Consider the following 19,389-nt stretch of genomic DNA (forward strand, 5'->3'; position numbering starts at 1 on the left):
GGCTGCTCGCCGTCGCGCTGGCCCTCGCCGCCCTCGTGCTGGCCCTCTCCCCCGCCGAGCACGCCGCCACGGTGCCCGTGGTGGTCGCCGCGGCCGACGTCCCGGTGGGCCGACTCACCCCCGCCGATCTCGTCGTGCGCGAGTGGCCGGCCGAACTGGTGCCCGAGGGCGTCGCGCACGACGTCCCGGACCTGGACGGCCGGTCGCTGGTCGCCGCCGCCCGCGCCGGCGAGCCCATCACCGACGCCCGGCTGGTCGGCGCCGCCCAGGAGACCGACCCGGGCACGGCCGTCGTCCCGGTCCGGCTCGCCGACCCGGCCGTGGCCGCCGTGCTCGCCCCGGGCAGCCGCGTCGACGTGGTGACCGCGGGCGAGCGACCCGACCAGCCGGTCGTGCTCACCTCCGACGCCACGGTCCGGGCCGTGCTCGACCCCGCGGCGGCGGCGCGCGCCGGTCCCGGCTCGGGCTCCGGCGCACTGCTGGTGTTGATCTCCATGCCGAGGTCGGCCGCCGGGCGGGTTGCCGCCATGTCGCTAAGCGGCGCACTCGCCGTTACGCTCCGCTGACATGATCAAAGGGTTCAAGGACTTCCTGCTCCGCGGCAACGTCATCGACCTCGCGGTGGCGGTGGTCATCGGCACGGCGTTCACGACCATCGTGACCGCCTTCACGTCCAGCATCATCGAACCCCTGATCAACGCGATCACGCCCCCGGAGAGCCCCGGGCTCGGGTTCTCGATCATCTCCGGCAAGGACACCACCTACATCGACTTCGCCGCGGTGATCACGGCCGCGATCAACTTCCTGATCGTCGCCGCGGTCGTCTACTTCGTGATCGTGCTGCCGATGAACCTGATCAAGGAGCGGCGCAAGCGCGGCGAGGAGGCCGGCCCGCCCGAGCCCACCGAGATCGAGCTGCTGGTGCAGATCCGCGACCTGCTGGCCGACGGGGCGCCGACGGCCAAGCCCGAAGACCACCGCTGACCACCGCTGACGCTGGTCGCACGGCGCCTGCCGCCCACCACGGCGGCGCCCGGTCTACCGGTCGCGGTCGTGGTGGGGCGGGCGGTCGGCCAGCAGGTCCTCGTCCGCGCTGCGCTCCGCGACCGCGTCGCGGTCGTCGCGCTCGTCCGCGGTGGTCGCCGGCAGGACGTCGCCGAAGACCTCGGCGAGCCGCCGGCGCTGCTCCTCGGTCAGCGGCGGGCGCGGGGGCGGCTCGGCCGGCACTAGTCGAGCCCGGACAGCTCGCTGATGACGTGGGCGACGAGCGGGGTCAGCGTGGCCATGCCGTCGCGGACGGCGGCGCGGGAGTTGGCCAGGTTGACCACCAGCGTGCTGCCGGAGACCCCGACCAGGCCGCGGGACAGGCCGGCGTCGACGGCACCGGCCGCCAACCCGGAGGCCCGGATCGCCTCGGCGATGCCGGGGATCGGGCGGTCGAGCACGCCTGCGGTGGCGTCGGCGGTGACGTCGCGCGGGGAGACGCCGGTGCCGCCGACCGTCACCACCAGGTCGACGCCGCCGATCACCGCGGTGTTGAGCGCGTTGCGGATGGCCACCGGGTCGCCGGGCACGACGACGACGGCGTCCACCACGAGCCTGGCCTCCTCGAGCAGCTCACGGACCAGCGGGCCGATCGTGTCCACGTGCTCGCCGTGGCTCACGCGGTCATCCACGATGACCACGAGCGCACGACCGATCTGGGGAGGAGCCATCTCCATGCGTGCACCGTAGCGGGGCGGGGGTCGGGCGATCAGCACCGCCCACACCGCGGCCGCGATCGGCTACCCACCCGCGGCGACGGTGCCGTCGCCGCGGTTCAGCCGTCGGTCGCCGGGGCAAGCGGCAGGCGCACCTCGAAGCGGCACCCCGGCCCGGTGTTGCGCACGCGGATCTCCCCCTGGTGGGCCTGCACCAGGCCGCGGGCGATGGCCAGGCCGAGCCCGCCGCGGGAGGCGTCGCCGGGGGTGCGGGGGCCGGCGCCGCGGAACGCGACGTCGAAGACGCGGTCGAGGTCCTCGTCGGGGATGCCGCCGCAGCCGTCGTCGACGCGCAGCCAGGCTCGCTCGTGGCCGCTGTCGTCGCGCCCGGTCCCGGCCGCCACGACCACGGCGCCGTCCGGGGGCGTGTGCCGGATGGCGTTGGAGAGGAGGTTGCGCACGACCCGGGCCAGCTCGGGGTCGCTGCCGCGCACCACCGGCCACGGGTCGGTCCCGGCCGCGCGCACGTGCACCCCCTTGCGGGCCGCGACCGCGTGCTCGGCGGCGACGGCCTCGCTCACCACCTCGTGCAGCGGCACGTCCGACAGCGTCAGCCGCAGCGCGCCGGAGGTGATGCGGGAGAGCTGGAAGAGGTCCTCGACCATCGTGGTCAGCCGCTCGGTCTCGGTCCGGATGCGCAGCGCGTAGGTGGTCACCTCGTCGGGCCGCTCGACGACGCCGTCGGCGAGCGCCTCGCTCATGGCCCGGATGCCGGCCAGCGGCGTGCGCAGGTCGTGGCTCATCCAGGCGACCAGCTCGCGGCGCGACCGCTCGGCGACCAGCTCGGCCTCGCGGGCCTCGTGCAGCCACATGACGTCGCGGGCGATGCCGCGCCCGAGCAGCAGCGCGGCCGGCACGGTCACCGCGGCGACCACCGCCCCGACCCCGACGACGGTCAGCAGCGCCGGGGTGAACATGAACCCGCTGGTGCCGACCACCCCGGCCAGCGTGGCGACCACCGGCACCAGCACCAGCACGGTGGTCGCCGCGGTGATCGAGCGCCGGCGCATCCGGTGCAGCAGCCACGCGCCCAGCAGTGCCACCGGCAGCGACGAGGCGAGCGCCACCGGGACCGCGGCCAGCAGCTGGTCCATCCGCGCGCCGGCTCAGGCGGCCGGGTCGGGCCGCGGCCCGGCGACGCCGTCGTAGCGGTAGCCCACGCCCCAGACCGTCGCGATGCGCCGGGGCGCGCGCGGGTCCGGCTCGACCTTCTCGCGCAGCCGCCGCACGTGCACGGTGACGGTCGACTGGTCGCCGAAGTCCCAGCCCCACACCCGCTCCAGCAGCTCGGCCCGGCTGAAAACCTGCCCCGGCCGGCGCACCAGGAAGGCCAGCAGGTCGAACTCGCGGGCGGTGAGCGGCAGCGGAGCACCGGCGAGGTGGGCCCGTCGACCGGGGACGTCCACGGTGAGGTCGCCGTCGTGCACGGGTCCGTGGTCGGCGTCGCGCGCCGGCAACTCGCGGGCGCGGCGCAACACCGAGGCCACCCGCAGCACCAGCTCGCGGGGGCTGAACGGCTTGGTGACGTAGTCGTCGGCGCCGAGCTCGAGGCCCAGCACGCGGTCCTCCTCCTCGCCCAGCGCGGTGAGCATGACGATCGGCACGCCGGCGGCGTCGCGGCGCAGCCTGCGGCAGACCTCCAGCCCGCCGAGACGGGGCAGCATCAGGTCGAGCACGACGACGTCGGGAGCCTTCTCGGCGACGGTGCGCAGGGCGTGCTCGCCGTCGCCGGAGAGCAGGACGCGGTAGCCGGCCCGGTCGAGGTAGCGGTGCACGACGTCGCGGACGGTCACGTCGTCGTCGACGACCAGCGCCAGCGGCCGGTCGGTCATCGGGCACCCACGCCGCGAGGGTAGCCGCGCAGGATCCCGTCGCCGGAGGGCCGCAGCGCCCCGTAAGCGATCGGTAAGACCCGGGCCGATGGGCCCGTCGTCACGCTGCGCAACCGGTTGTAGGCCGAACGAGGACAAGGCCGCGCCGACGTCGGGGAGGGGTCCTTCGTCGGCGCGGCCACCTTGTCTCCCGGCAGAGGGGCACCACGGCCGGGACAACACCACGACACCAGACGACTACCCACCGCGTCAACCTCGGCGGGCATCAACGACACGAATACTGCTCGCGACGCGCGCCGACACGCCGCAGGACCGTTCGCGGCGGGCACCTGCGCCGACCGGGCCATCGTATCGAACCTGGCCAGGTCAGCCCAGGACACGACGGCGTGTCGCGCGATCGAGTGAAGCGCCACGGCCCGTCGAAGCGTTACACGGACGTGGACCCGCGCGGCGCCCAAGATCATTGGGGTGAGCCCTCGCATAGACCGTTCAGCCTCAGCAACGCAGGGCCGCACAGCCCTACCCAGAATCCACCCGTCCGAGCGACCGATGTCCGTCCACATGGGACGCATTCGCGCCGATCGCAGTCACGCGGAGTGACCACCTCTCAGTCGCCCTCGTACCCGGCGGGGCGGCGCCCCGGGAGCCGCATCACGAGCAGCGCCCCGCCCTCGGGGGCCCGGTCGGCCCAGACCGCCCCGCCGTGGCGCAGGGCCACCTGCCGGACGATGGCCAGTCCCAGCCCCGAACCGGGCATCGTGCGCGAGGTGTCGGCGCGGTAGAAGCGGTCGAACACGTGCGGTAGGTCGGCCTCGGCGATACCCGGACCGGAGTCGGCCACCTCCAGGACCACCGACCAGTCGTCGAGCTGGCGCATCCGCAGCCGCACCCGGCCCTGCGGCGGACTCCACTTGGCCGCGTTGTCCAGCAGGTTGAGCACCGCCCGCTCCAGCGCGGTCGAGTCGCCCATCAGCACCCACGGCACCAGCTCGGGCTCGAACACGACGTCCCCGGCCCTGCGCCGGGCCCGTTCCAGCGCCCGCAGGACCACGTCGGTGAGCTCCACGGGCTCGTGCACGCGCTGCGGCGCGTCCTCGCGGGCCAGCTCGACCAGGTCGCCCACCAGCGTGGACAGCTCCGCGACCTGGGCCTGCACGTCGTCGAGGATCTCGGCGCGGTCGGACTCGGGCAGCGCGGGCGCCCCCGGCCTGCTCGCCGCGGCCAGCAGCTCCAGGTTGGTGCGCATGGAGGTCAGCGGGGTGCGCAGCTCATGGCCGGCGTCGGCGACCAGCCGGCGCTGCTGGTCCTGGGAGGCGGCCAGCGCGTCGAGCATCTCGTTGAAGCTGCGCGTCAGCCGGGCCAGCTCGTCGGAGCCGTCGACCGGGATCTGGCGCAGGTCGCCGGTGACCGCGATCCGCTCCGCCGCCGCGGTCAGCCGGTCGACCGGGCGCAGCCCGGCGCGGGCGACCGCCATGCCGGCCAGGCCGGCCAGCACGACGCCGATGGCGCCGACGACCGGCAGCGCCACGCCGAGCCCGGTCAGCATCTGCTGGGTCGGCCCCAGCTTCTGGGCGATCACCAGCGCCCGGCCCGGGCCCGCCCCCACCGCGACCACCCGGTACTGCACGCGGTCGAGCTCGGCGGTCCGCACCGAGTACGTCTCCAGCCCGACCGCGACCTCCAGCTCCTGCTCGTCCAGCGGCGGCGCGGAGGCCTGCCGCTGGGCCGAGCTGGCCCGGCCGTCGGCGTGCAGCAGCGCGAGCCGGATGTCGCCGGCGCCCAGCACCTCGGTCGGGAGGGTCGCCAGCAGGGTGGGGTTGGCCAGCTCGCTCTGCGCGGCCGCCTGCGCCCGCTGCAGGAGGTTGGCGTCGAGGCTCTGCATGACGTTGAGCCGCACGGTGATGAACGCGGCCACCGACACCAGCACGACGACGAGCGCGGCCACCAGCGCCGCCAGGATCGCGATGCGCGAGCGCAGCGAGAAGTTGTCGAGCACCTCGATGCGCGCGACGGAGCCGTCGGAGCGCAGCCGCGGCACGGCCACCGGCACGGTCGGCCGGTCGGCCGCGGGGCCGGGGGCCTCCCGCGCGGCGCGACCGGGCCTCACGGCGGCGTGTCGCGCAGCACGTAGCCGACGCCGCGCACGGTGTGGATCAGCCGCGGCTCGCCGTCGGCCTCGGTCTTGCGGCGCAGGTAGCCGATGTAGACCTCCAGCGCGTTGCCGGTGGTCGGGAAGTCGTAGCCCCAGACCTGCTCGAGGATCTGCGCGCGGGACAGCACCCGGCGCGGGTTGGTCAGCAGCAGCTCCAGCAGGGAGAACTCGGTGCGGGTGAGGCTGATGCCGCGCTCGCCCCTGCGGACCTCGCGGGTGTCGGGGTCGAGGCTGAGGTCGCCGAACCGCAGCGTGCGGTCCTGCCCGGCCGAGGCGGCGATGTCGTCGGGCGTGCGCCTGCGCAGCAGCGCCCGCAGCCGGGCCAGCAGCTCCTCCAGGGCGAACGGCTTGGGCAGGTAGTCGTCGGCTCCGGCGTCCAGCCCGGCGACCCGGTCGGACACCGCGTCGCGCGCGGTGAGCACCAGGATGGGGAGGTCGTCGCCGCTGCCGCGCAGGCGCCGGCAGACCTCCAGGCCGTCGAGCCGGGGCATCATGACGTCCAGGACCACCGCGTCCGGGCGCTGGGCGCCGATGGCGTCGAGGGCCGCGACGCCGTCGTTGGCGAGCTCGACCTGGTAGCCGTTGAAGGCGAGGGAGCGGCGCAACGAGTCGCGGACGGCCCGATCGTCGTCGACCACGAGAATGCGCATGCGGTCAGTGTGAACCCGGCGTCTGAGACATGCCTGAGAGGCTGCTGTGCGGAGGGTTCGATCACGGGCGCCCGGCCCGGCGGGGGCCGCTCAGCGCCGGGTGCGGCGGACGAACGCAGTGGTCGCGAAGGCGTAGCCGACGACGAGCAGTCCCGCGCACCAGAGCAGGCCGATCCAGCCGCTGGACCCGATCGGGGTGCCGATGAGCAGGCCGCGCACGGCCTCGACGACCGGGGTGATCGGCTGGTTCTCCCCGATCGCCCGCAGCACCGCGGGCATGCTGCTGGTCGGGACGAACGCGCTGCTCAGGTAGGGCAGGAACAGCATGAAGAAGCCGAACAGGCTCGCCGACTCGACCGTCCGAGCCAGCGCGCCGACCCCGGCGGCCAGCCAGGACAGCGCCAGCACGTAGAGCAGCAGCAGGCCGGCCGCGAGCAGCCAGTCGGCGAGCGAGCCGGTCGGGCGGAAGCCGACGGCCAGCGCGACCAGCACGACCAGCGCGGTGGACACCGCGTTGCGGGCCACGCTGGCCACGACGTGCCCGGTGAGCACGGCGGAGCCGCGGATCGGCAGCGAGCGCAGCCGGTCGATCATGCCGGTGGTCAGGTCGTTGGTCACCGACATCGCCGTCGACGACGCGCCGTAGCCGGTGCAGAGCACCAGGATTCCTGGCACGACGTAGTTCACGTACTCGGCCGAGCCCGCGTCGATGGCGCCGCCGAAGACGAAGACGAACAGCAGCATCATCATCACCGGCAGGACAACCGAGACGATCAGCGTGTCGAGGTTGCGCCGGGTCAGCCGGACGCTGCGGTCGATCATCGTGAGGGAGTCGGACAGACCGGCGGCGACACCGGTGTGCACGGGTCGGACGGCGGTGGACGTGGTCATCGTCAGCTCCTCGCGGTTCAGGCCGGGACGCCGGCGCGGTCGGCGGGCCGGGCGGCGGTGACGGCGCGGAACACGTCGTCGAGGGTCGGGCGGTGACCGTCGGCGCGGGCCACGTCGACGCCGGCGTCGGCGAGCCCGTCGAGCACGTGGCGCAGGTGGGCGGCGCTGCCGTCGGAGGCGACGCCCAGGACGAGCCGCTCGACGTCGACGGTCCCGGTGAGCAGGGCGGCGGCCCGGTCCAGCTCGGAGCGCCGGTCGAAGTGCAGGTCGAGCCGGGAGCCGCCGACCTCGGCCTTGAGCGAGTCGGCCGTGCCCGACGCGGCGACGCGGCCGCCGTCGACGAGCACGATCCGGTCGGCGAGCCGGTCGGCCTCCTCCAGGTACTGGGTGGTCAGCAGGATGGTCGTGCCGGCGCGGACGAGCTCGGAGACCGCGCCCCACATCGTCTCCCGGCTGGTCGGGTCGAGGCCGGTGGTCGGCTCGTCCAGGAAGATCACCCGCGGGGCGCTGACCAGGCTCATCCCCAGGTCGAGCCGGCGGCGCATGCCGCCGGAGTAGGTGCGCACGCGCCGGTCCGCGGCGTCGACGAGGTCGAAGCGCTCCAGCAGCTCGTCGGCCCGGCGGCGGGCGGCGGCCCGGCCCAGGTGCATGAGCCGCCCGACCATCACCAGGTTCTCCCGGCCGGTCTGCTCCTCGTCAACGGCCGCGTACTGGCCGGTCAGGCTGATGAGCGCGCGCACCGCGGCGGCCTCGCGCCGCACGTCGTGGCCCGCGACGCGGATCTCGCCCGCGTCGGCCCGGATCAGCGTGCTGAGGATCCGCACCATGGTGGTCTTGCCGGCGCCGTTCGGGCCGAGCAGCGCGCAGACCGTGCCCTCGCGCACCGCCAGGTCGATCCCGTCGAGCACCTTCGTCGCGCCGTAGGACTTCTCGACGCCCGCCGCTTCGATGATCACAGCTACCCCCTTCACTGCGTATGTCGTACGCTAGTGAGCGTACCAGCTACGCAGTTTCGTCCGGAAGGGCACTCCTAGACTGTGTCCATGCCCGATCCCGTCCCCCTCCCCGACGAGATCGCCCTGCTGTGGGGACGGCGGGAGTCGGCGCGACGCGGCCCCAAGGCCATGCTGAGCGTCGACGAGATCGTGCGGGCGGCCGTCACCGTCGCCGACGCGGACGGGCTGGCCGCGGTGTCGATGGCCAAGGTCGCCGCCGAGCTGGGCAAGTCGACGATGGCGCTCTACCGGCACGTGCGCAGCAAGGACGAACTGCTGATGCTGATGGGCGACGCCGCCCTCGCGGACCCGCCCGACCTGTCCGGCATGGACTGGCGCACCGGCCTGACCACCTGGGCGCTGTCGATCCTGGCGACGCTGCACGAGCACGGCTGGTTCGCCCAGCTCCCGGTGAACGGGCCGCCGATCGGCCCCAACAACCTCGCCTGGTTCGACTCCGCGCTCGGAGCGCTGACCGACACCCCGCTCGCCGAGCTGCAGAAGGTCGGCATCGTGCAGAACCTGATCACCTTCGTGCACGGCGAGATGCGCCTGGGCCGCGACCTGCAGCGCAGCTACGACCGCGACCCCGACCGGTTCGGGCCGGACTACGGGCGCGCGCTGGCCGAGCTGATCGACCCGGTCCGCTTCCCGGCGCTGAGCCGGGTGGTCTCCAGCGGCGCGTTCAGCGGCCCGGAGATGATCGGCCAGGACCTGGAGGAGGACTTCCGGTTCGGGCTGGAGCTCTACCTCGACGGCGTCGAGGCGTTCATGCGGCGGAGCTAACTCTCCGCCCAGCGCGACAGGACGTCCTGGGCGTCGCCGACGACGCGGGCGTGGAACGCCGGGTCGAGCTCGCCGTCGGGGTGCAGGTCGATGTTGACGCAGAGCGCGCCCGCCTTGCGCGCGGCCGGGGCCAGCCAGGCCGCCGGGGCGACCCGCCCGGAGGTGCCGACCGCCAGGAACAGGTCGCAGTTGGCGGCCAGCGCGTGCGCGGCCGTCAGGTTGCCCGTGTCCAGGTTCTCCCCGAACAGCACGACCGCCGGCCGGGCCGAGCACCCGCACATCGGGCAGGCGGGCGGGTCGAACTCGCGGGCCTGCGCGGCGGGACCCCGCCAGCCGCAGAACGGGTCGAGGCAGCTCGCCCGCCCCGCGGAACCGTGCAACTCGACGACGCCCGGCGAGCCGGCCGCCTGGTGCAGCCCGTCGATGTTCTGGGTGATCACCGCGGCGCCCGCGGCAGCCAGCGCGCGGTGCGCCGGCGTCGGCCCGGCGCGCTCGGCGGTCTCGCGCATGCCGCCCCACACCGCCCACAGGGCGTCGACGTTGTCGGGCAGCAGGTCCGCGTGCATCGCCCGCTCCACCTCGGGCGCGATCGTCCACAGCCCGTCCGGGCCGCGGAACGTGCCCAACCCCGCCGCCACGCTGATGCCCGCCCCGGTCAGTGCGCACACCCGCAGGTACTGCCCGCGCGGCGCGACCTCCGCCAGATCCTCCACGTCACCCATCACCCCCGATTCTCCCCCTCATCCGTTGAGAACGAACGTGCTGCGCGTTGTGACCGCTCACATCCACGACAACCTCGTTCTCGACGGGGGCGGGTCACGGCCCGAGGCGCACGCCGGCCCGCGCCGCCCCGGCCAGCACCGCCGCGACGCCCTGCGCGACCTGCGCGACGAGCGCCTCCGTCGACCCGGCGAACCCCTTCGCCCGCCCGTCGAGCGGGCCGTCGACCCACAGCGACGCCAGCCCGTGCGCGAGCGCCCACAGCGCCGTGACCAACGGGCCCGGGTCGCCCGCCGGCACATCGCCCGCGCGCTGGCAGTCGGCGACGGTGTCGCAGAGGACCTGGAAGGAGCGGTCGGCCGCCTCCTTCGCCGCCTCGTCCTTGTCCGGGTGGGCCAGCTCGGGGCGGAACATGAGGTGGAAGTAGGCGGGCTGCTCGTGGGCGAACCGCACGTAGGTCTCGGTCAACGCGGTCAACGCCGCGGATGGCGACGGCGCCGCGGCCCGGGCGTCGACGAGCCGTTCCTCCAGCATCGCGAAGCCCTCCCCCGCGATGGCCGTCAGCAGGGCGGCGCGGTCGGGGAAGTGGTGGTAGGGCGCGCCCGGGCTGACGCCGGCCTCGCGGGCGACCCGCCGCAGGCTGACCGCCCCGATCCCCTCGGCCCGGATCAGCTCCAGGCACGCGCGCACCAGGGTCTCCCGCAACGACCCGTGGTGGTAGCTGGCGCGCGGTCGGTTGGCGGACACCCCGAGAGCGTAGGGGCTTGACAGGTCTATGCGGCGCTTAGATTCTGAACACCGCTTAGACGACTCCCTGGAGGCACCCATGTCCGAGCTCGTCCTGGTCACCGGAGCCACCGGCTTCATCGCCGGGCACTGCATCGCCGAACTGCTCACGCACGGGTACGCCGTGCGCGGCACCGTCCGGCGCCTCGGCTCCGCCAAGACCGACCACCTGCGCCGCCTCGGCGGCCCGCTGGAGTTCGTCGAGGCCCGCCTGGACAGCGACGGCGGCTGGGCCGAGGCCGTGGCCGGCTGCTCAGCGGTGCTGCACGTCGCCTCTCCCTTCCCGCCCGAGGCGCCGAAGCACGAGGACGACCTCATCCGCCCCGCCGTCGACGGCACCCTGCGCGTCCTGCGCGCCGCCGCCGCGAGCGGCACGGTCCGCCGCGTCGTCCTGACCTCGTCGGTCGCCGCCGTCACCGCCGGCAACCCCCACGACGCCGCCCACCCCCTCACCGAGGCCGACTGGTCGAAGCCGGAGCAGGCCACCCCGTACGCGAAGAGCAAGACCCTCGCCGAGCGGGCCGCCTGGGAGTTCGTCGAGGAGGACGGCCGCATCGAGCTCGCCGCCATCAACCCCGGCCTCGTCCTCGGCCCCCTCCAGCACCCCGACCCCCGCTCGTCCCTGGAGACGATCCAGCGCCTCCTCGACGGCGGCATGCCCGCCGTCCCGATGCTCGGCTTCGCCCCCGTCGACGTCCGCGACCTCGCCACCGCCCACCGGCTCGCACTGGAGAGCCCCAAGGCCCCCGGCAACCGCTACATCTGCGCCGGCCCCCACACCTGGCTCCCCGACATGGCCCGCACCCTCGCCGCCGCCCTCAACCCCGACGGACACCGCGTCCCCACCCGCCGACTCCCGTACTGGGCGTTCTGGCTCGCCGCCCGCTTCGACCCCACCCTCCGCATGGCCCTGGCCTTCGTCGGGCGCGAGGATCACGTCTCGTCGGCCAAGGCCGTCGACGACCTGGGCTGGACGATGCGCCCGACCGCGGAGACCGTGGTGGACACGGGGCGGAGCCTGGTGGAGCACGGGCTGGCCAAGGGGCGCCGGTAGCGGCGGCTACGATGCCCGTGCGCCCTCGTAGCTCAGGGGATAGAGCATCGGTTTCCTAAACCGTGTGTCGCAGGTTCGAATCCTGCCGGGGGCACCCTTCACCACCAGCGACGACGGCTCCCGCAAGATCCAGCCGCGAAGATCGATGGCCCTCGGGTGGCCCCTGTGTCTCGGGTGGGGCCATGAAGCCGGTCGCTGAGAAGGTTTGTGCCACCGGACCGCCGAGCGGTTCACGGACCACCTGGGCGACATCGGCGAGCGCGGCGACGAACGGCGCGGCGGTCGTGTCGTCCTCGCCGACGACGACGGCGAGGACCCGGTCCCGGCCGCCGGGGTGTGCTGCGGCCCGCTCGGTGAACGGGGTCAACTGCTCCCGGCACGGCGCGCAGTCCGTGGAGAGCACCGCCAATAGCGTGCCCGCGGGCAGGGACGTGGTCGACACCGCCCCGACCAGCGCCCCACCGTCCCCGCCCCGACGACGTCGACGACCACCTTCGTCGACCACGCCACGGCCGCCGGCAGCAGCCCGCCGACCAGCGTGCAGGCCAGCAGGCCCAGGTAGAGCCCGCGGCCGGCGCGCCAGGACAACCGGGATGCGGCCAGCGCCTCCACCGCCGAGGCCGCGAGCGCACGTCGGCTCGGCGTACCGCCCGGTTGCCCGTGCTCACTCAGGTCCCCGTCCGGTGAGGGCTCTCGGACAATTCGCCATAGGACGCGCCAATCCGCTCGTGCGGATCCTTCGAGGCTCGCACCGCGCTTTTCCACCGGAGTCGATACGTCCGGCAGGCGGACCGCACCTCGATCGATTGCGCTGTCGACCTCAGCCCCCTCAGAAGTCTCGGTTGTCGACCCCCGTGGTGATCCGGACCGAATCGTTGCCGTCGCCGGCGAGCGTGGTCGTCGCCGGCGAGCCGATGACCGCACCTGACGCCACGACGATTCCGGCGACGACGGCACAGGCCGCGAGGGCGACGGCGGTTCGGATTCTGAGCAGCACGATGACGTCCTCCCGTTCCGCGCCCGGGAATGGCGCGTGTGGGTGCGAGTCAAGCAACGCCCGCTTCCACCCCGCTGCCGCCGCGATGCCGCACGACGCACCCCGGCCTCACCGACCGACCGCGGATGGGAGCATCGTCGGGACCGGTCCCGACCGATCGGAGGCGATGGGATGGCCGCAGGGCTGTGGACCTCCGTCCTGTCGCTCGTCGGGGTCCTCGTGGGCGGCGGGCTGACGGCGTTCACCCAGCGCGCGACGCAGCGCGCGGCCGAGCGGTCGGAACTGCGGCGCCAGCGGCTGGCCACCGCGGAGGCGCGGCGGGCCGAGCTGATCCAGGCCATCAAGGAGTTCACCGTCCACGCGCAGGAGGCCGAGCGGGCTGCCTACAGCCGTCCCGATCCGTGGGGCGACGACGAGGGCGGCTGGATGACCGAGACGCAGGCCGTCATGGCCAAGCTGTGGGCGGCGGACCGGACCCTGGCCCTGCTCAGCGATCCCGTCCTGCACGCGCCACTGCACGACTACGGACGCGCCCTCAACCAAGCGGTGTGGCGGGACACCTCCGATCAGGAGGTGAACGCGCACCTGGAGCCGCACAAGACGGCCTTCATGGTCGCGGCCCGGGCCAGCCTCGCCGCCCAGCAGCCGGCCGACTAGGCCTGGTCGGCCAGGAGGGCGCCGAGCGTCTGGACCACCAGGCTGGCGAGGACCGCTTGCCCCGTCGTGGCGAAGTGGATCCGGTCCTCGCTGAGCAGGTTCGGGCGGTCGTTCAGCGGGTGGTCCCAGGAGTCGACGACGGCCGCGCCGTGCTCGGCGGCCAGCGCGCGCGTGATGCCGTTGAGGCGGTCCACGCGGGCGCTGAAGTCGGGGAAGGCGGGGACGACGAAGGCGCGGCCGAGGGTGAACACGGTCAGCCGGGCGCCGGTTCCCTTCGCCCACGCGTACATGGCGCGGAGGTCGTCCTCGATCCGGCTCCAGTCGGGCTTGCGGCGCATGATGTCGTTGGCACCGCTGTTGAGGTGCAGGAGGTCCGGGCCGAAGGCCTCGATCCGGGCCGCCTGCTCGGCGAGCGCCTGCGCGGTCGTCGCGCCGACCCTCGCGGTGGTGAGGTGGGCGAGGTCGGGGGCGACCCGCCGCAGGATCCGCTCCACCCGCGCGGCCCACCCCAGGTCGTCGTAGCCCGGGGTCGGGTCCCCGACGCCGAGCGACAGGCTGTCGCCGAAGACGCCGAACCGCCGCCACGGGGCGCCCGCGAGGATCCGTGCGCCCGCGTCCGGGGTGAGGACGTCGGGGTCCGTCGCTTCGGTCAGCGGCCGGGACGCGGTCATCGCCGGGTCACCCGGCTTCCGTGCTGCCGGATGAAGAGCGCGGCCACCGCACTGATGAGCACCAGGGCGGTGACGTAGAGCCAGCCTTCGCGGAAGGCGCCGTCGACGTGCAGGTTCGCGCGGCTGCCGAGGATCGCCACGAGGCCGGCGACGCCGAGCGCGTAGCCCGCCTGGCGGGCGGTGTTGACCACCGCGCTCCCGGTGGCGGCGTCCGCCGGGGCGAGGTCGGCGGTCGCGGCGCCGATGAGGGTGGGCATGCAGATCCCGATGCCGACGCCGATGACGATCCAGCCGGGGAGCACGTCGGTGGCCCACTGCGCTCCACCGCTGGTGGCCAGCAGCAGCGAGCCGAGCCCGAAGACCGCGAGCCCGACGGAGACCACGTACCGGGGCGGCGCGGTCGCGGCCCAGCGCTGGGTCAACGCCGCGAAGAGCGGCACGGCCAACGGGCCGGGGAGCATCGCGAGTCCCGCTTGGAGCGGGCTGTAGCCGGCCGCCGCCCCCAGCCACAGCGACACGCCCAGGAAGACAGCGCTGAACGCGCTGGTGAACAGCAGGATCGTCAGGTTCGCGACGCTGAAGCTGGGCACCCGGAACAACCGGCGCGGCAGCACCGGTTCCGGGTGCCTCCGGACCCGGTGGACCAGCAGCGCCGCGGCGAGCAGCACGAGCGCACCGGTCAGCAGCATCGGACCCGACGTCCACCCCCACTCGTCGGCCATCACCAGGCCCAGCGAGCCGGCCCCGACGGCGACCGCGATCGCGGCCGCGCCCACCGGGTCGGGGACGCGGGCCCGCGACGACGGCGCGCTCCTGGGGATCAGGCGGGCGGCCAGCACGAGCGCGACCAGGCCGATCGGCAGGTTGATCAGGAACGCCCACCGCCACGAGAACTCGGCCAGCAGGCCCCCGACGACCGGTCCGAGCGCGCCGGCGAACGAGGAGGTGACGGCCCAGGTCTTCACCGCGCCGGCGCGTCGCGCCTGCGGCAGCACGCTGAGGATCAGCCCGAGGCTCGCCGGGGTCAGCACCGCCGCGCCGACGGCCTGGGCGACCCGGAACCCGATCAGGACCCACAGCGACGGCGCGACCGCGCACCCGAGGCTGGCGATCGTGAACAGCCCCAGCCCGACGAGGAAGCCCTGCTTGCGCCCGTACCGGTCGGAGAGGCTGCCCGCCGGGATGAGGAACGCGGCGTAGACGACGGTGTAGCCGTTGAGGACCCAGCTGAGCTCGGCCAGCGACGACCCGGGGTAGGTCTCCCCGATCGATCGGAACGCCACGTTCACGATGAACAGGTCCAGCATCGTCATGAACGCGGCCACGCACAGCAGCACCGTCGTCCTGGTGGCCGCCTCGGTCGCGACCTCCCCGGTCGGGGGCGCCTCCCGGGTGCTCATCGCCGGTCCCGCGGGCCGGCGCCGGCCCGCCCGAAGTCGTCGAACGTCGTCCTGGTGGCAGCGGACACCGATCCTCCCGAAGTGAGTCGAGTTTTCAAACCGACTCCACCCTGGAGGGGTCGGTTTGAAAGCACAACCCACTGTGCGAGAATGTGACCGTGCCTACAGCGCCACCGGAGGAGACCCCCAGGGACTGCACGATCGCCGACGCCCTCGATGTCGTCGGCGACCGGTGGAGCCTGCTGGTCGTGCGCGAGCTGTTCTACGCCCAGCAGCGCTTCGTCGAGATCGTGCGCAACACCGGGGCGCCGAGGGACATCGTCGCGGCGCGGCTCAAGAAGCTCGTCGAGCACGACGTGATCGCCCGCGAGCTGTACAGCGAGCGCCCGCCGCGCTACGCGTACCGGCTGACCGCCGCCGGTCGCGACCTGGCGCCCGTGCTGCTCACCCTCAAGCGCTGGGGCCACGAGCACGTCAGGGGCGGCGCCGACCCGGTGCGGTTCGACCACACCTGCGGGCACGAGTTCGTGGCCGAGGTGCACTGCACGGCGTGCGGCGACGCCTTCGCGGCGAGCCAATTGCGGCTCTCCCGGGTCGACGCACCGGCGCCCGGCACCGGGTGATGCCGGGCCCTGCCGCGGGAGGCCCGGAATCAGGCTTGCGACAACCTCTCGACTGATTATGCTCGCTGCATGAGAAAAATCGCGGTGCGGCGATGAGGGTCGGGATCGTCGGCGCGGGGCAGATCGCGCGGTCCTACGCGCAGGACCTGCGGCGCTCGGGGGTCGCCGAGCTCGTCGGCGTCTGCGACGTCGTCGCCGAGCGCGCCGAGGCCCTGGCCGGGGCCTTCTCGGCCCGGGCCCACACCACCCCGGACGACCTCCTGGCCGACGGCGTCGACCTGGTCGTCAACACCACCGTGTTCGCCGCCCACGCCGAGGTCACCCGGCGGTGCCTGCGTGCAGGCGCCCACGTGTACAGCGAGAAGCCGCTGGCCACGACCCCGGCGGAGGCCCGCGAGCTGCTCGACCTGGCGCGCGCGACCGGTCGTCGGCTGGGGTGCGCGCCGTGCACGCTGCTGGGCGAGGCCCAGCAGACGGCGTGGCGGCTGGTCCGCGAGGGGGCGATCGGGCGGGTCCGCACCGTGTTCGCCGAGGCGCACGGCGGGCCGCTGGAGGCGTGGCACCCGGCGCCCGAGCCGTTCTACCGGATCGGGCCGGTGGCCGACCTGGCCGTCTACCCGCTCACGCTGGTCACCGCGATGCTCGGGCCCGTGCGCACCGTGCACGCGACGGGGCGCGTGCTGCGCGACGAGCGCACGACCCTCGACGGCACCCGGTTCGCCGTGACGACCCCGGACTTCGTCGTCGCCGTGCTCACCCTCGCCGACGGAACGACGGTCCGGCTGAGCGCCGGGTTCCACCTGCCGCGCGGCGGCCGGGGCTCGGCGACGGTCGATCTGCACGGGGACGAAGGCACGGTGCACCTGGGCGACTGGCAGCACTTCGGGGCCCCCGTCGAGCGCGCCGGCCGCGACGGCCGGTTCGCGCCGGTCCCGCTGGTCCGCGACGCCCGCGTCGACGTCGAGAACGGCCGCGGTGTGGTCGACATGATCGAGGCCGTCGCGACCGGCCGGCCGCACCGGTGCGGCGCCGAGCAGGCCGCCCACGTCGTCGACGTGCTCGCGGCGGTCGACTCCGCGGTCCGCACCGGTGAGCGGGTCGCGGTCCCCTCCGACTTCGCCCCGCCGGCGCCCCTGCCGTGGGCCGAGGCCGCCGCGGTGGGTGCCCCGTGATCCGGCTCGCGTTCGTCGGGTGCGCGCACATCCACACGCGGGACTTCGTCGAGCGCCTGCGCCGGCGCGCCGACGTCGAGTCCTTCCGCTGGCGGGTGCAGGTCGCCGCCGTCTGGGACCACGACCGCGCGCGGGCGGAGCGGGTGGCCGCCGCGCTCGGCCCGGCGACCGCCGTCCGCACCGAGCTGCGCGAGGTGCTCGACGACCCCGCGATCGGCTCCGTGGTCATCGCCTCGGAGAACGTCCGCCACACCGAACTCGTCGCGGCGTGCGTGCGCGCGGGCAAGGACGTCTTCGTCGACAAGCCGCTGGCGGTCACGGCCGCCGACGCGCACCTGCTCGCCGACCTGATCGACGGCAGCGGCGTCACCTTCCAGACCGGCTACCTGCGCCGCGCCGAGCCGGCCGTGCGGTTCCTGCGCGACGAGGTGCGCCGGGGCAACCTCGGCACCGTCACCGGCGCCCGGGTGCGCATCGCCCACGGGGGCGCCCTCGACGGCTGGTTCGACGACGAGTGGCGGTGGATGGCCGATCCCGCCGAGGCCGGCTTCGGCGGGTTCGGCGACGTCGCCACGCACGCCGTCGACCTGCTCTGCTGGGTCCTCGGCGACCGCTCCCCCGTCGCCAGGGTGACGGCGGCGGTCGGGTCGCTCACCGACCGCCGACCGGGGTGCGACGAGTTCGGGGAGGGCCTGCTGGTGTTCGACGACGGGGTGATCGCCGCCGTGGCCGGGTCCTGGGTCGATCCGGGCGCGCCGGTCTCGGTCGAGGTCGCCGGCTCCCACGGGCACGCCACGTTCGCCCACGGTGAGCTGCGCTACCGCAGCGACCACGTGGACGGCGCGGACGGCCGCCGGGTCTGGACCGACCTGCCGCCGCCGCTGCCGCACGCGTTCGACCTCTACCTCGACGCGCTGCTCGGGCACCCCGTCGACGCGCTGGTGTCCGCGGGCGAGGCGGCCGACCGCGTCGCCGTCATGGAGGCGATGTACGCCGGCGCCGAGCAGGGCCGCTGGGTCGCCCCGGCCAGGCGCGGCGAGCGGGGCCGGTCGTGAGCCCGGGCCGGGACGTCGAGCCGTTCACCCCCCACGTCCCCGACGGCGAGCTGCTCGCGCTGCGGTCCCGGCTGCGCGAGACCCGCTGGCCGGATCCCGCACCGGATGCCGCGCAGGGCGTCGACCTGGAGGAGCTGCGGCAGCTGTGCGCGTACTGGGCCGACGGGTACGACTGGCGCGCCTGCGCCGCCCGGCTGGCCGCGATCGGCCAGTTCCGCACCACGATCGACGGCGTGGGCGTGCACTTCCTGCACGCGCGGTCGGCGCGCCCGGACGCGTTCCCGCTCGTCCTCACCCACGGCTGGCCCGGTTCGGTCGTCGAGTTCCTGGACGCGATCGGGCCCCTCACCGACGCCGGCTTCGACTGCGTCGTGCCGTCGCTGCCGGGCTACGGCTGGAGCGACAAACCGGCCGAGGCCGGCTGGGGCGTGCAGCGCATCGCCGACGCGTGGGCGACCCTGATGGCCAGGCTCGGCTACCGCGCCTACGGCGCCGCGGGCAGCGACTGGGGCACCAGCGTCAGCGCCTGCCTCGGCCAGCAGGACCCCGACCACGTCGTCGGCATCCACCTGCTGCCCCCGCTGGCCCCGCGGACCGAGCCCGCCGCGGCCGACGACGACGAATCGGGGTACTCCCACCAGCAGCGCACCCGCCCGCAGACGATCGGGTACTCGCTCACCGACTCACCGGCCGGCCTGGCCGCCTGGATCGGCGAGAAGCTCGACCGCTGGACCGACCCCCGCAGCCGGCTCGGCCGCGACGCGGTCCTGGACAACCTCATGCACTACTGGCTGCCCCGCACCGGCGCGTCGGCCGCCCGGCTCTACTGGGAGAGCCTGGCCGACGTCAGCCGCTGGATCGACGGCCCGCTGACCGACGACGACCTCGTGCACGTCCCGACCGGGTGCTCGGTCTTCCCCTACGAGCTGCAGCGGCCGACCAGGGCCGACGCCGCCCGCCGCTTCACCGACATCCGCCACTGGAACGAGCCCGAGCGCGGTGGCCACTTCGCCGCCTGGGAGCAGCCGGGGCTGTTCGCCGCCGAACTCGCCGCGTTCTTCGACCTCCTGCGCTGACCCGCCGCGGGTATCGGACGCTGGTCGTTCGGCCTCCGGCTCGCGTCACGCACACCTGCTGGTCGTCGCGCACACGTGACGACATGTGCGTCGCAGCAACGAGGTGTGCGTG

The 19,389-nt window shown here is 74.4% G+C and carries 22 protein-coding genes and 1 tRNA gene; 10 read left to right on the plus strand and 13 right to left on the minus strand.

What is annotated here, in order from left to right; genetic code table 11:
- Together KIK08_RS05395 and mscL are read left to right on the plus strand one after the other, a co-directional pair.
- Positions 1-566 (plus strand): SAF domain-containing protein (locus KIK08_RS05395; RefSeq protein WP_214401877.1); only part of this gene is annotated, 566 nt, incomplete at its 5' end.
- 1 nt (position 567) lies between these two features.
- A complete protein-coding gene (mscL, locus tag KIK08_RS05400; RefSeq protein ID WP_214401878.1) occupies positions 568-984 on the plus strand; it encodes a large-conductance mechanosensitive channel protein MscL in 417 nt (138 codons plus the stop codon).
- Positions 985-1,038: 54 nt separating this feature from the next.
- On the opposite strand, the gene KIK08_RS05405 is transcribed toward mscL, so the two are convergent.
- From KIK08_RS05405 to KIK08_RS05440, 8 genes are all read right to left on the minus strand, one after another.
- Positions 1,039-1,227 carry a hypothetical protein gene (locus KIK08_RS05405; RefSeq protein WP_214401879.1) on the minus strand — a complete coding sequence of 63 codons (189 nt, stop codon included), beginning with the start codon at positions 1,225-1,227 and terminating at the stop codon, positions 1,039-1,041.
- Positions 1,227-1,715: a MogA/MoaB family molybdenum cofactor biosynthesis protein gene (locus KIK08_RS05410; protein ID WP_408004643.1), complete on the minus strand. Its 489-nt coding sequence runs from the start codon at positions 1,713-1,715 to the stop codon at positions 1,227-1,229. The genes KIK08_RS05405 and KIK08_RS05410 overlap by 1 nt, the downstream gene beginning before the upstream one ends.
- Before the next feature lie 104 nt (positions 1,716-1,819).
- Positions 1,820-2,854 carry a sensor histidine kinase gene (locus KIK08_RS05415; protein WP_214401881.1) on the minus strand — a complete coding sequence of 345 codons (1,035 nt, stop codon included), beginning with the start codon at positions 2,852-2,854 and terminating at the stop codon, positions 1,820-1,822.
- 12 nt (positions 2,855-2,866) lie between these two features.
- Positions 2,867-3,592 (minus strand): response regulator transcription factor, encoded by a 726-nt coding sequence (locus KIK08_RS05420; protein ID WP_214401882.1) that lies wholly within the window; start codon positions 3,590-3,592, stop codon positions 2,867-2,869.
- Between the two features lie 607 nt (positions 3,593-4,199).
- The gene (locus tag KIK08_RS05425) at positions 4,200-5,630 is read right to left on the minus strand and encodes a sensor histidine kinase (RefSeq protein ID WP_408004644.1); all 1,431 of its coding nucleotides are present in this window, start codon (positions 5,628-5,630) and stop codon (positions 4,200-4,202) included.
- A 65-nt stretch (positions 5,631-5,695) separates the two neighbouring features.
- On the minus strand, positions 5,696-6,394 hold the full coding sequence (locus KIK08_RS05430; RefSeq protein WP_214401883.1) for a response regulator transcription factor: 699 nt from the start codon (positions 6,392-6,394) through the stop codon (positions 5,696-5,698).
- A gap of 90 nt (positions 6,395-6,484) precedes the next feature.
- Positions 6,485-7,285 carry an ABC transporter permease gene (locus tag KIK08_RS05435; RefSeq protein ID WP_214401884.1) on the minus strand — a complete coding sequence of 267 codons (801 nt, stop codon included), beginning with the start codon at positions 7,283-7,285 and terminating at the stop codon, positions 6,485-6,487.
- A gap of 17 nt (positions 7,286-7,302) precedes the next feature.
- A complete protein-coding gene (locus KIK08_RS05440) occupies positions 7,303-8,241 on the minus strand; it encodes an ATP-binding cassette domain-containing protein (protein ID WP_308257413.1) in 939 nt (312 codons plus the stop codon).
- 87 nt (positions 8,242-8,328) lie between these two features.
- On the opposite strand from KIK08_RS05440, the gene KIK08_RS05445 reads away from it, so the two are divergent.
- Positions 8,329-9,066 (plus strand): TetR/AcrR family transcriptional regulator, encoded by a 738-nt coding sequence (locus KIK08_RS05445; RefSeq protein ID WP_214401885.1) that lies wholly within the window; start codon positions 8,329-8,331, stop codon positions 9,064-9,066.
- Here the strand turns inward: KIK08_RS05445 and KIK08_RS05450 are convergent.
- Positions 9,063-9,788 carry an SIR2 family NAD-dependent protein deacylase gene (locus KIK08_RS05450; RefSeq protein WP_214401886.1) on the minus strand — a complete coding sequence of 242 codons (726 nt, stop codon included), beginning with the start codon at positions 9,786-9,788 and terminating at the stop codon, positions 9,063-9,065. The two genes, KIK08_RS05445 and KIK08_RS05450, sit on opposite strands and share 4 nt — an antisense overlap.
- A gap of 94 nt (positions 9,789-9,882) precedes the next feature.
- Positions 9,883-10,533, minus strand: coding sequence for a TetR/AcrR family transcriptional regulator (locus tag KIK08_RS05455; RefSeq protein WP_214401887.1), 651 nt, complete (start codon positions 10,531-10,533; stop codon positions 9,883-9,885).
- A 79-nt stretch (positions 10,534-10,612) separates the two neighbouring features.
- Between KIK08_RS05455 and KIK08_RS05460 the strand changes: the two genes are divergently transcribed.
- On the plus strand, positions 10,613-11,626 hold the full coding sequence (locus KIK08_RS05460; RefSeq protein ID WP_214401888.1) for an SDR family oxidoreductase: 1,014 nt from the start codon (positions 10,613-10,615) through the stop codon (positions 11,624-11,626).
- 21 nt (positions 11,627-11,647) lie between these two features.
- A tRNA-Arg gene (locus KIK08_RS05465) sits at positions 11,648-11,720 on the plus strand.
- A gap of 735 nt (positions 11,721-12,455) precedes the next feature.
- Here KIK08_RS05465 and KIK08_RS05470 read toward each other — a convergent pair.
- Entirely contained in the window at positions 12,456-12,680 is a 225-nt protein-coding gene (locus KIK08_RS05470) for a hypothetical protein (RefSeq protein ID WP_214401889.1), read from the minus strand.
- Between the two features lie 114 nt (positions 12,681-12,794).
- Between KIK08_RS05470 and KIK08_RS05475 the strand changes: the two genes are divergently transcribed.
- Entirely contained in the window at positions 12,795-13,280 is a 486-nt protein-coding gene (locus tag KIK08_RS05475) for a hypothetical protein (RefSeq protein WP_214401890.1), read from the plus strand.
- On the opposite strand, the gene KIK08_RS05480 is transcribed toward KIK08_RS05475, so the two are convergent.
- Positions 13,277-13,951 carry an SGNH/GDSL hydrolase family protein gene (locus KIK08_RS05480; RefSeq protein WP_214401891.1) on the minus strand — a complete coding sequence of 225 codons (675 nt, stop codon included), beginning with the start codon at positions 13,949-13,951 and terminating at the stop codon, positions 13,277-13,279. The genes KIK08_RS05475 and KIK08_RS05480 overlap by 4 nt on opposite strands.
- Positions 13,948-15,351 (minus strand): MFS transporter, encoded by a 1,404-nt coding sequence (locus KIK08_RS05485; protein WP_214401892.1) that lies wholly within the window; start codon positions 15,349-15,351, stop codon positions 13,948-13,950. The genes KIK08_RS05480 and KIK08_RS05485 overlap by 4 nt, the downstream gene beginning before the upstream one ends.
- A gap of 158 nt (positions 15,352-15,509) precedes the next feature.
- Here KIK08_RS05485 and KIK08_RS05490 point away from each other — a divergent pair, with 158 nt between their 5' ends.
- From KIK08_RS05490 to KIK08_RS05505, 4 genes are all read left to right on the plus strand, one after another.
- Positions 15,510-15,974: a winged helix-turn-helix transcriptional regulator gene (locus KIK08_RS05490; RefSeq protein WP_214401893.1), complete on the plus strand. Its 465-nt coding sequence runs from the start codon at positions 15,510-15,512 to the stop codon at positions 15,972-15,974.
- A 92-nt stretch (positions 15,975-16,066) separates the two neighbouring features.
- Positions 16,067-17,146 (plus strand): Gfo/Idh/MocA family protein, encoded by a 1,080-nt coding sequence (locus KIK08_RS05495; protein WP_214401894.1) that lies wholly within the window; start codon positions 16,067-16,069, stop codon positions 17,144-17,146.
- Positions 17,143-18,201 (plus strand): Gfo/Idh/MocA family protein, encoded by a 1,059-nt coding sequence (locus KIK08_RS41525; RefSeq protein WP_214401895.1) that lies wholly within the window; start codon positions 17,143-17,145, stop codon positions 18,199-18,201. Before KIK08_RS05495 ends, KIK08_RS41525 begins: the two co-directional genes overlap by 4 nt.
- On the plus strand, positions 18,198-19,277 hold the full coding sequence (locus KIK08_RS05505) for an epoxide hydrolase family protein (RefSeq protein WP_214401896.1): 1,080 nt from the start codon (positions 18,198-18,200) through the stop codon (positions 19,275-19,277). The genes KIK08_RS41525 and KIK08_RS05505 overlap by 4 nt, the downstream gene beginning before the upstream one ends.
- Positions 19,278-19,389: the final 112 nt, after the last annotated feature.

This window comes from Pseudonocardia lacus, from assembly GCF_018531445.1.
In the GTDB taxonomy this organism is placed as follows: Bacteria; Actinomycetota; Actinomycetes; order Mycobacteriales; family Pseudonocardiaceae; genus Pseudonocardia; species Pseudonocardia lacus.